This is a genomic window from Pseudarthrobacter sp. NPDC092202 (genome assembly GCF_044755505.1).
Taxonomy (GTDB): Bacteria; Actinomycetota; Actinomycetes; order Actinomycetales; family Micrococcaceae; genus Arthrobacter.
On record NZ_JBIVRG010000024.1, the window covers coordinates 22721 to 33580 of the forward strand.

General features: G+C 65.9%; 9 protein-coding genes and 1 riboswitch. Of the genes, 7 read left to right on the plus strand and 2 right to left on the minus strand.

The features are described 5' to 3' along the window. Positions 1-6 precede the first annotated feature (6 nt). The 5 genes from ACIQF4_RS20525 (at position 7) to ACIQF4_RS20545 (ending at position 5797) form a co-directional block, all read left to right on the plus strand. Entirely contained in the window at positions 7-1461 is a 1455-nt protein-coding gene (locus tag ACIQF4_RS20525; RefSeq protein ID WP_400517693.1) for a dihydrolipoyl dehydrogenase family protein, read from the plus strand. 103 nt (positions 1462-1564) lie between these two features. Next, complete coding sequence (locus tag ACIQF4_RS20530; protein ID WP_400517694.1) at positions 1565-2269, plus strand: ABC transporter ATP-binding protein; 705 nt, start codon at positions 1565-1567, stop codon at positions 2267-2269. Continuing rightward, entirely contained in the window at positions 2266-4302 is a 2037-nt protein-coding gene (locus ACIQF4_RS20535; RefSeq protein WP_400517695.1) for a YhgE/Pip family protein, read from the plus strand. The genes ACIQF4_RS20530 and ACIQF4_RS20535 overlap by 4 nt, the downstream gene beginning before the upstream one ends. After that, positions 4299-4988, plus strand: a complete 690-nt coding sequence (locus tag ACIQF4_RS20540) for a TetR/AcrR family transcriptional regulator (RefSeq protein ID WP_400517697.1) — start codon at positions 4299-4301, stop codon at positions 4986-4988. Before ACIQF4_RS20535 ends, ACIQF4_RS20540 begins: the two co-directional genes overlap by 4 nt. An 8-nt stretch (positions 4989-4996) precedes the next feature. Beyond that, positions 4997-5797 (plus strand): hypothetical protein, encoded by an 801-nt coding sequence (locus tag ACIQF4_RS20545; protein ID WP_400517698.1) that lies wholly within the window; start codon positions 4997-4999, stop codon positions 5795-5797. Between the two features lie 92 nt (positions 5798-5889). Here ACIQF4_RS20545 and ACIQF4_RS20550 read toward each other — a convergent pair whose 3' ends face one another. After that, entirely contained in the window at positions 5890-6417 is a 528-nt protein-coding gene (locus ACIQF4_RS20550) for a histidine phosphatase family protein (protein WP_066273784.1), read from the minus strand. A gap of 230 nt (positions 6418-6647) precedes the next feature. Next, complete coding sequence (locus tag ACIQF4_RS20555; RefSeq protein ID WP_400517699.1) at positions 6648-7514, minus strand: winged helix-turn-helix domain-containing protein; 867 nt, start codon at positions 7512-7514, stop codon at positions 6648-6650. 705 nt (positions 7515-8219) lie between these two features. Here ACIQF4_RS20555 and ACIQF4_RS20560 point away from each other — a divergent pair. Together ACIQF4_RS20560 and ACIQF4_RS20565 are read left to right on the plus strand one after the other, a co-directional pair. Beyond that, positions 8220-8960, plus strand: coding sequence for a response regulator transcription factor (locus tag ACIQF4_RS20560; RefSeq protein ID WP_400517700.1), 741 nt, complete (start codon positions 8220-8222; stop codon positions 8958-8960). A 7-nt stretch (positions 8961-8967) separates the two neighbouring features. Beyond that, positions 8968-10500: an ATP-binding protein gene (locus ACIQF4_RS20565; RefSeq protein ID WP_400517701.1), complete on the plus strand. Its 1533-nt coding sequence runs from the start codon at positions 8968-8970 to the stop codon at positions 10498-10500. Positions 10501-10593: 93 nt separating this feature from the next. Beyond that, a riboswitch (cyclic di-AMP (ydaO/yuaA leader) is annotated at positions 10594-10756 on the plus strand. The last annotated feature ends 104 nt before the right edge of the window (positions 10757-10860 follow it).

The following is a 10860-nucleotide window of genomic DNA, read 5'->3' on the forward strand; positions in this document are numbered from 1 at the left end:
TTCCCCATGATGCCCGAGCCTGTTGAGCAGGAATTTGACGTTGTTGTTATCGGCGCCGGCGCGGTGGGAGAAAACGTCGCGGACCGCGCTGCGCAAGGCGGCCTCTCGGTGGTGTTAGTGGAGGCGGAACTGGTGGGCGGAGAGTGCTCATACTGGGCGTGCATGCCGTCCAAGGCGCTGCTTCGGCCCGGGACTGCACTGCACGCGGCCCAAACAACCCCGGGCGCCAAGGAAGCTGTCACGCGGACGCTCGACGCTGCAGCCGTCCTTAAGCGCAGGGACTACTTCACGTCCAACTGGCAGGATGACAGCCAGGTCGCCTGGGTCAAGGACTCCGGAATCGACCTCATCCGGGGCCACGCCTGGCTCACGGCCCCCAAAAGCGTCGAGGTTGCGGGCCTTGACGGAACCTCGCACCGGCTCCGCGCCCGCCACGCAGTGGTGCTGTCCACCGGATCAGTGCCTAACACTCCGCCGATTCAAGGGCTGGAGGACCTGCAGGTATGGGGTACTCGGGAGGCTACGTCTGCCAGGGAAGTACCCGGGCGGCTGGCAGTCCTGGGTGGCGGCGTTGCCGGCACAGAGCTGGCGCAGGCATTCGCCCGCCTGGGTTCCGCGGTAACACTCATTGCCCGCGGCAAGCTGCTGGGCAAGTTCCCGGAGGAGGCGGCCAGCCTTGTGGCCGCAGGACTGCGTGCGGACGGCGTGGAGCTCCGCCTTAACACCGCGACACAAAGTATCAGCCATAACGACGACGACACGTTCAGCCTGCTCCTGGGCGACGGTACTGCGGTCACGGCCGACAAGGTACTGGTGTCCACCGGCCGGCATCCAGCACTGGAAGGCCTGGGACTGGAAAGTATCGGCATCGAGCCCGATGATGACGGCCGGCTCGCCATCACTACGGACGCCTCCGGCATGGTTCAGGGTGTGGCGGGCGACGCACCCTGGCTGTATGCGGCTGGCGACGCCGCGGGCAAGAACCTGCTGACGCACCAGGGAAAGTACGAGGCGCGGGCCACCGGAGACGCCATTGCCGCCCGCGCCAAGGGTGAACTCAACGGCTCACCGGAGGATTGGAGCCGGTTCTCCCAGACGGCCAACCAGCACGCAGTGCCGAACATAGTGTTCACCGATCCGGAACTTGCCACCGTGGGCCGCACGCTGGACACCGCCCGCCAGGACGGCTTCAACGCCTCTTCGGTGGAGCTCCCCATCCAGGTGGCCGGGTCTTCGCTGCATTCGGAAAACTACCAGGGCTGGGCCCAACTGGTTATCGATGAGGACCGGAAGGTGCTTCTAGGAGCCACGTTCGCCGGGCCGGATGTGGCCGAACTCCTGCATGCCGCGACCATCGCCGTGGTGGGCGAAGTGCCATTGAGCCGGCTGTGGCATGCGGTGCCCTCCTATCCGACCATCAGCGAGGTCTGGCTCCGGCTCCTCGAGAAGTACGGCCTCTGAGGCACAGCCGCCGGCAGTTATTCGCGGCCGACTGGCACCTGTCTTATTTGAACTGACTGGTCAGTTCAGTTAGGCTGGAGATGCATCCCGCGAAAGGCCCATCTTGCTCTCAGCACAACGGCTCTCTGCCCATGGCCGCAGGGATCCCCTCCTCCCGGCAACATCACTCCATGTACAGCGCGGGGAGCTCCTGCTGGCGACCGGGAGGCGGCAGGACCACCGGACCGCCCTGGCCCTGCTCCTCAGCGGCAGAATGAAGCCGTCCGACGGCCATGTCAGCTGGGACGGCAGCGAGCGGCCCAAGGCGCTCCGGCTGGCGAGCGCTCTGGTGGACTCCCCCGGCGTCAACGAACCGGAGCAGCACCTCAGCGTGCGTGACCTGGTCACCGAGGACCTGGCGCTGATCCCCCGCCGCTACCGGGGTGCCCTGGTGGGCGGCCCGTGGCTCAAGGTGAACAGCTTCGAGGACATCGCTGACCTGTGGACGGAACAACTGGACCCTTCACGGCGGCTGGAACTCCTGACAGCACTGGCCTTGGCGAACCCGCACACGGACCTGCTGGTGGCCGACTCCCCTGACCGGCACAGCCCAGACCCCGCTGACTGGCTGCCGGGACTGCAGCGCCTGGCGTCCGACGCCGGACGGCCGCTCGCTGTCGTCGCCACTGTTGGTGCCCTCCCGCCGTCGTGGGACGGGCCTGCCGTTGCAGTCGGCAATGCTGTCCCCCGCGAATCCCCCGGGCAGGCGGATGGCGGGGAACCGGATACCGCAGAGATTACTGAATTCGAAACCGAGGTTGCCACGTGACGGTACTGCGGCTGGCCCGCTCTGAACTCAAGCGCATGACCGCAGGGCTGATGCCCAAACTCACAATCCTTGCGCTGACCATGGTCCCGCTGCTGTATGGCGCGGTGTACCTCTACGCAAACTGGGACCCCTACGGCAACCTGGACAACCTCGACGCGGCCCTGGTGGTGGAAGACGCCGGTGCCACAACCAGCGACGGCGCACGCCTCGAAGCCGGCGCAAAGGTGGCGGAGAGCCTGGTGGATGGCAACGTTTTCCACTGGATCCCGGTGGCCACAACCCAGGAGGCGGACCAGGGGGTCAGCAGCGGGGACTACGCGTTCGCCCTGAAAATCCCGCAGGACTTCTCGGCCAACCTGGTATCCCCCGGCAGCTTCGATTCCGCCAGCCAGGCCATGCTCAACGTGACCACCAACGATGCCAACAACTACCTGCTGAGCACCATCGTGGACAAGCTCACCACCGCAGTGCACAACACGGTGGCCACGGAGGTGGGCGAGGAAACGGCAAACCAGCTGCTGACGGGTTTCGGGACCATCCATTCGCAGATGGTCAAGGCAGCGGAGGGCGCCGGCCAGCTGGCCGACGGCGTTGCGGGCCTTCGCGACGGGGCTGCCACCCTGCACGAGGGCACCTCAGCCCTGAGCAGCGGAGCCGGTGAGCTGTACGCGGGCCAAGTCAAGCTGCGGGATGGAGCCAGCCAGCTGACCGACGGCGCGGGCCAGCTCAGCACCGGCCTCTCCACGCTAAAGGAAAAGACGGCTACGCTGCCCACCGACTCCCAGACCCTCGCAGCCGGGGCAGCCCAGGTTGCTGCCGGGAACGCGCAGCTGAACACCAAGGTGCAGGACGTTGCAGCCCAGCTCGATACCGCTGACCAGGGGCTCCGGGCACGGGTGGTGGAATCGAACACCAGGCTCGTCGCGGAAGGCATCCTGACGCAGGAGCAGGCGGACAGAATCCTGGCCGATCTTGACGCCGCGGCGGGCACGAGCCCGGTAGCGGCCGCCAGGGCAAAGGTCCAGGAAGATGCAGCGCAGATCCAGCAGCTGGCCTCCGGAGCCGAAGCCGTCAGCACCGGCGCTGCCCAGCTCGCTGCAGGCACGCCGGCGCTGAGGGAAGCCGTTTCCCAGGCTTCCTCCGGCGCCGACCAGCTCCACACCGGTGCTGCCGCGTTGGCCACCGGCGGGCAGGCGGCCCTCGACGGCGCGGGCCGCCTGGCGGACGGAGCCCGTAAGGTCGACGACGGGGCAGCCCAGCTGGCGGAAGGTGCCGGTACCGCGGCGGACGGCTCGCGGACCCTGGCGGATGAGATCGGCAAGGGCGCAGGGCAGGTGCCCAACCCGGATGATGCCCAAAAGAGCAACCTGTCACGCGTCATGGCCGATCCCGTTGCGGTCAGCAATGTCTCCCAGGCCAAGGCGGAGTCCTACGGTGCCGGACTGGCGCCGTTCTTCCTCACCCTCGCCCTATGGATCGGCATCTTCATGCTGGTCCAGGCCATGCGTCCCATAACCCAGCGGGCCCTGGCCTCCAACGCCCCGTCCTGGAAGATCGCGGTGGGCGGCTGGCTGCCGTTCCTGGCGGTTTCGGTGGTGCAGGCGAGCCTCCTCACCCTGGTGGTGAACCTTGCGCTGGGCCTCGATCCCGCGCATCCGGTGCTGATGTGGCTGTTCATGCTCGCCGCGGCCATGGCGTTCAGTGCGATCATCCAGGGCGTTGTTGCGCTGCTTGGGTCGCCAGGCAAACTCGTGGTGCTCATCCTGCTGGTCCTGCAGCTGGTGTCCTCGGGCGGAACCTTTCCGTGGCAGACCACTCCGCAGCCGCTCCACGCAGCACATGAAATCCTTCCCATGGGTTACGTGGTGTCCGGCATGAGGCACCTCATCTATGGCGCTGACCTGTCCCTGATTGCCCCCACCGCCCTGGGCCTGGCGGGCTACACCGCACTGGGCGTGGCCATGTCCACGCTGGCCGTGCGCAGGAACAAGTACTGGACATTGAAGACGCTGAAACCCGAGATCGCGGTATGACCGCCGAACCAGCCGGAGCCGTGAAAACCCTTCGCCCCGCCCGGACCGCCGCCACCCGCCAGAAACTCTTTGATGCCTCCATGGAGCTCATTGGCGAGCGTGGAGCAGCGGGCGTCACAGTTGACGAGATTGCAGCTGCAGCGGGAGTCTCCAAGGGGACCGTCTACTACAACTTCGGCAGCAAATCGGAGCTTATTGCACAGCTGCTGCGCCACGGAGTGGACATCCTGAAGGCGCGCCTGCAGGACTCTATAGAGCCAGGCCCTCCCGGGCAGGATGCGGACGAGGTACGGGGCATCACCGCCGCCGGGTCCAGGGATCCCCTGCTCGCCATGGAGGCAATGATCGGGCAGGCTTTGGACTTCATGGCCGAATACCCGTCCTTCGCCCGGCTCTGGGTCAGCGAAAACTGGCGTACGCCCAGCGAGTGGCAGGGAACGTTCGCCGTCCTCAGGGGCGAGCTGCTGGCAGTGATTGGGGCGGCAGTGGAAAAGGTGGCCCAGGCCTACCCCGTGGACAGCACCGTTTCGCGCGGCAGCCTCGAGACCGCGATCTTCGGCGCCTGCTTCGTTGTGGGGCTCGACCGGCAGACGTACAACCCTGAGCGCACGCGTGATCAAAGCGTTGCGGCAATCATGGCCTTCATGCGCGGCTACGTGCGGCAACGGCCCGGTCCTCGGGGATGATGGAGCGTATGGGGAAAAGCGGGAAGTTAGCGGTCATTGCCGGCGTTGTTGCGGCCGGACTGCTGGTGCTGACCGGGATGACGCTCGCCGAACCGGTGTTCGTGGCTTTCCTCGGTGTCCTGGCGCTGGCGTGCCTGGCGTGCATCGTCGAAATCCTGAAGAGGGGACGCCGCGTTGCCCTGTTGGCGGCGAGTGCCGGGACCAGCCTCACCGTTGCCTTTTCCCTGGCGTTTGTGAGCACGTGGGAGCTGGCCTTTGCCGGCGAGCCCTCATTCTTTGGCACCCCGCTCCCCACCGGCGATCCGGACAACTACTTCTTCGGCGCCGCCGCGGCCGCCCTGGCCACCCTGTTTGTCCTGTTCCTGGGTGCGGCCTGGCCCCGGGGGCGCCGTCTGCGCACAGCGGCCGGCAGGGGCAGGGCAGGCAAGGGCAAAGCAGGCAAAGGCAGGGCCGCGGCGGGCCACGGCGCTGGGGGCAACAGACGCACGACGACGGCGGGCAGGCCGGCTGCCAAAGGCACGGCCCAGCGCAGGCCGGCAGCGCGCATAGGCGGCGCAGGAACAGGCAGTCAGGGCACAGGCAGTGCAGGCGCCGGCAGTCAGGGCACAGGCGGTGCGGGCACCGGCAAGCAGGGCACAGGTGGCCTCCGCGCACCCGCGAAAGTGCCTTCCCTCCCTGCGAGGCGGCCGTCGTCGGCCTCTCCAGCCGGGAAGCCGTCGTCGGCCTCTCCAGCCGGGAAGCCGTCGTCGGCCTCTCCAGCCGGGAAGCCGTCGTCGGCCACGGGCGCCAAGGCCGCGCCCCGGCGGTGACCCCAAGCGCTTTGGCCCCCGACGCCAACCCAAGCGCCAAGTCCCCCGGCCACCCTGGCGGCGTGGTCACAGGCGCAGTCCTGGTTCCGTGGTTAGTGCGCCCGGGGGACCTTGAACCTGGTGATGCGCGCGTCCTGTCCGTCCAGCTCCGCCCAGGACTTTTCGGTCTCAAGGACGGTGAGGGCGTTGGTGGGGTACCTGGTGGCGGCGTCCATGTAGGCGTCGTGGTCGGAGTCGCGTGAGGCAAGGTGCATGGCAAGGTCCTGCACGCCGGGCAAGTGCGAGATCAGCATCAGCGTGGTCACTGTATCCGGAACATGGTTGATCACCGTCAGCATCCGGAGTGCGGACGCAGCGTACAGCCCGTCCTCAAGCTTGGGCGTAGGGGCCTTATCCCCCAGCTCCGAACACACCCAGGTGCAGGTCTGCCTGGTCCGCAAGGCACTGGAGCACAGGATGAAGTCCGGGACGATGTTGTGTTTGAGGAGCCACCGGCCGGCAAGGGGCGCCTCGCGGTGGCCCCTTTCCTCCAGGGGACGCTCGTGGTCAGCAACCCCGCCAGGCCAGTCGGCCTTGGCATGCCGCATGATCACAAGCCGTCGAAGATGGTGCTCACTCATGCCCCAAGCCTAGTCGGGGACCAAACGAGGTGCGCCACCTCCGACAGTCGCGGAGGCACATGCCAGGAGAGCCCGAACGCGCGACAGCGGCATTTCGCGTAGGGCGCTGTAGCGAAGCGGCACATCCCGAAAGCGCCGTTGTCGCGCGAGGGACGAGCGCAGGCGCAGAGGGATTGTGCCGCGACAGCGAAAGCGCCCGTCCCAGCGGGACAGGCGCTTTCGAGTGAGTGCTAGATCGAGTATTCCGGAGCGGCCCAGACAACAACTTCGGGGTGCTCGTAGAACCGGTACCCCTGGCCGCGGACTGTGCGCACAGTGTTGGCGAGGCGGCCCAGTTTGGAGCGGAGCCGGCGGATGTGGACGTCGATGGTGCGTTCGTTGGGCACCTCTTCGGCGTTGCGCCACAGCCCCTCGAGGAGTTCGTCGCGCCCCACGGTGCGGGTGCCGTTCTCAACAAGGTAGTTCAGGAGCTCAAACTCCTTGAAGGTCAAGTTGAGCGACTCGCCGTCCAAGTGGACTTCACGGCGGGCCAGGTCGATCAGGACGCCGGAAGGGCGCGGCTCCTGTGCCTGCGACGGACGCGGGGCCTCGGTGCGCTGGCGGGCGTTGACGGTGGGGTCACCGAAGGTGGAACGGACGACGTCGAGCGCGGAACCTGGTGTGCCGGAGGGGGCAACGGCAACGGCTGCATAGCTTTCGGCGCCGGACACCAGGGACTGTGCGTAGGCGCGGATCTCCTGGGCCAGTTTGGCGATGGAGGTTCCGGCCGCGGCCGCTGTTTCCTCATCGATGCCCATGTAGAGGACGAATCCGCGGGCAACGGTGTCGTTGGCTACGGGCCGGACGGTGTTGGGGCCGGCCACTACCGGAGTGGGGGCTGTCAGGGGTGCCGCCTCCGCGGGCTGGACGGCGCGGAGCTGCCCGTAGGAGTTGGGGTTGAACCCCTGCGGCGCGTAGCCCTGGGAGGGGAAGGTGCTTCCGGATGATGATGGGGCCAGGGCAGGGCGGGGACCAAACCCGGGGCGGAGGCCCGAGGGCTGGCCGGCTTTGGCGGCGTTACGGACAGAAATGTGGACGTATCCGGATGCAACTGACATGGAATGCTTACCTCAATGTGAATGGCCGTCATCGCGGCCCGAATGCTGGGAATCCCCGCAATGCGAACTGGGGAGGGGCGCCCGACGCTGGGCTGGTGGGCGAATGCCTAAGAACTTCGGGGGGTGGGAAGGTCAGGCGTGCATTCGACAACAGCGCATGTCGGCAGCAGCTGATGTGCTGGGCCAATATTCTGCGGCTGCAGGTGCTGTTGAGTTCTTGTTCACATTGGAAGTGTGCAGCGTAACAATGGCAACTTGCAAGTAACAATGGACGTGATCGTCCGCATAATGAGACGAATTTAGCCAAAGTGCTCCAAATCACAATTCTGGGCTGTGTAAAAAATAACGGTTGTTATCTTGTCTACGGGTCATTTTTAGATGACCTGCGAAATATCGTTCGGTAGCAGCGCCATTTTATGTGTCTTCGTTCATTGGAGCGCGCGATAGTGGAATCTCGGTCTTCGCGTCCACGGCGTGTCCAGCCGGTCCTGCTTTTGGACAGAAAAATCTGCAGGCTCAGCGGCTAAGTGGCATTCGGGAATCCGGTTCTCTCCGACGCTTGAAAGCTGGTGGAAGGGGTGAAGGGGACTAAACAGGTAGCACGTTAGGGGCATTTCTGCGGATCCAGCTCGCTAGGCTGGGATTCACAGCTTGCGCACAGGAACGCCAAAGCGGGGCTTTAGCCAACGATCGGAGAGTTGTCCCATGGCCACCTCGCACTCCATGACCAACAACCTCCCCAAGCTCACCCACCCGGACGGCTCCCCCATCAGGGCGCTGGTGGTGGATGACGAGCCCAGCCTTTCCGAGCTTATGAGCATGGGCCTGCGCATGGCCGGCTGGTCCGTGGCGATCGCCGCCGACGGTCCGGAAGCCGTGAAGGTGGCCAGGGACTTCCGCCCTGACGTGCTGGTCCTGGATGTCATGATCCCCGGTTTCGACGGCGTCGAGGTACTGACGCGGATCCGCGCTTATGCTCCTGAGGTTCCCGCACTGTTCCTCACCGCCAAGGATGCGGTTCAGGACAGGATCGTTGGCCTCGCAGCCGGCGGTGACGACTATGTCACCAAGCCATTCAGCATGGAAGAGGTCCTGCTCCGCCTGCACCGCCTGGTCCAGCGGTCCGGTGTGGCCGCCATGGACACCGCTGAGCTGGTGGTTGGAGACCTGGTCCTCAACGTGGACACCCGTGAGGTGACCCGAGCGGGTGAGGAGCTCCAGTTGACGGCCACCCAGTTCGAGCTGCTCCGCTACCTCATGGAAAACCCCAAGCGCGTCATCAGTAAAGCGCAGATCCTTGACCGGGTCTGGAACTACGACTTCGGCGGCCAGGCCAACATCGTGGAGCTCTACATCTCCTACCTCCGCAAGAAAGTGGATGCCGTCCACCCGCCTATGATCCATACCGTGCGTGGCGCCGGGTACGTCATCAAGCCGGCGGAGTAGGACCGCGATGGCGCCCCCCGACTCGACGGCGGCACCGCAGCGGCGGAGCTGGCTGAAGCCCGGCACGTGGCACCTGCGGACCCGGCTGATCCTCCTGGCCATGACGCTGTTGATTGCCATCTGCGGGGCTGTGGGCGTGGCGAGTTACGCCTCGATGGACGCGTTCCTTACCCGGCAATTGGACGAACAGCTGGCCCAGGCCGCGGACCGTTCGAACGATCCAGGACGCCCTCCCTCGGGCGGTTTCAAGGGCAGGGACCCCCTGGACTCCCGCGGCCAAAGCGTGGGAACCCTCAATGCACGCATCCTCAATGGGCAGGTCAGCATCGGCGGCTTTCTCACCTCGGACACTACGCGCTCGCCGTTGTCCTCGGATGACAAGCAGGTCCTGCTGGCCCTCACCCCAAACGCGCAACCCGTGGACAGGGCACTCTCCAACGGCGGCTACCGGCTGGTGGCTGTGGAGACCAACTTCGGCGACGTCCTCGTAACAGGGCTTCCACTGGCCGGGAAGGAGAGCACGCTGGCGTCCCTGGTGTGGACCTTCGTCTTCGTCTCCCTGGGCGGCCTGCTCCTGATCGGACTGGTGGGAAGTGTCCTGATCCGCCGCACCATGAAGCCCCTCGAGCAGCTTTCCGAGGTTGCCACCCGTGTTTCCAGGCTGCCCCTGGATGCCGGCGAGGTGGCACTTGCGGTGCGCGTGCCGCCGTCGAACTCCAATCCCGGTACGGAGGTTGGCAGCGTGGGCCACGCCCTGAACCTCATGCTGGACAACGTGGCCCACGCGCTGCAGGCGCGGCAGAAGAGTGAAACCAAGGTCCGGCAGTTTGTGGCCGACGCTTCCCATGAGCTCCGCACGCCCCTGACCGCCATCCGCGGGTACACCGAACTGATGCGGATGACGGAAAACTTCACTCCGGACGGGGAGAAGTCGCTGGCGAGGGTTCAAAGCCAGTCCCAGCGGATGACCGCGCTGGTGGAGGACCTGCTGCTGCTGGCGCGCCTTGATGAGGGCCAGCCCTTGAAGCTTAGCGAGGTGGACCTGAACCAGCTGGTGGTGGAAGGCGTCAGCGACGAAAAGGTCATGGCGCCCGGCCATACCTGGCGGCTGGAGCTTCCAGGCGAACCCGTCGTGGTGAACGGCGACCCCTCCCAGCTGCGGCAGGTGCTGATGAACCTGCTGTCCAACGCCCGCAAGCACACGCCGCCGGGAACCACGGTGGTCACCGGGGTTGGGAAGACATCGGAAGGCGCTGCGGTGGTGACGGTAACGGACGACGGCGGTGGCATTCCCCCCGAGTTCGTGGACCAGGTTTTCGCGCGGTTCGCCCGCGCGGACGCGGCCCGGGCGCGCAACGCGGGGGGACCGGGCGCATCTGCCGCTGAGGGAACCAGCGGCCTGGGTCTCTCAATTGTCGAATCCATCGTCGAGGCCCACGGGGGTAAGGTCACGGTGACATCACAGCCGGGACGCACGCAGTTTGCCTTGCAACTCCCCCTGCCTGCGGTAGCGGCGCAAGGCGGCGCGCCGTCGTCGTGATCCCTGTTACCAAAATGTGACTTAAGACCTGAACTCCTGTACCGTCGATTGGGTGCGGTTCCCGTTCGGGCCGCATATCCGGATGACGCCAAGCTCTGCCGCTTCCCGGATTCCGCTTGAGCATAGGCAGAGGCGGGGGACCCAGAAGTCCCGGGCACACAATTGCCCTTGGGGTTAAGCCACTACGTGATTTTTCCGTACGGCCGGATGCCCTCATCCGAACCCGACAGCTAACTCCGCAGGTGTGAGAGGCGATCCATCATGTCTAAGCCTCGATCCACCGATGAGTTTGGGGTGTGAGCGGGTGCCGTGACACGGAAATGCCCCTCGGATCAGGGAAAATAGAGCTTGTCTAAGGTT

Coding starts and splice junctions, on each gene's coding strand:
- ACIQF4_RS20540 (WP_400517697.1), top strand. CDS start 4,299: ATGACCGCCGAACCAGCCGGAGCCGTGAAAACCCTTCGCCCCGCCCGG.
- ACIQF4_RS20525 (WP_400517693.1), top strand. CDS start 7: ATGATGCCCGAGCCTGTTGAGCAGGAATTTGACGTTGTTGTTATCGGC.
- ACIQF4_RS20565 (WP_400517701.1), top strand. CDS start 8,968: ATGGCGCCCCCCGACTCGACGGCGGCACCGCAGCGGCGGAGCTGGCTG.
- ACIQF4_RS20560 (WP_400517700.1), top strand. CDS start 8,220: ATGGCCACCTCGCACTCCATGACCAACAACCTCCCCAAGCTCACCCAC.
- ACIQF4_RS20555 (WP_400517699.1), bottom strand. CDS start 7,514: ATGTCAGTTGCATCCGGATACGTCCACATTTCTGTCCGTAACGCCGCC.
- ACIQF4_RS20545 (WP_400517698.1), top strand. CDS start 4,997: ATGGGGAAAAGCGGGAAGTTAGCGGTCATTGCCGGCGTTGTTGCGGCC.
- ACIQF4_RS20550 (WP_066273784.1), bottom strand. CDS start 6,417: ATGAGTGAGCACCATCTTCGACGGCTTGTGATCATGCGGCATGCCAAG.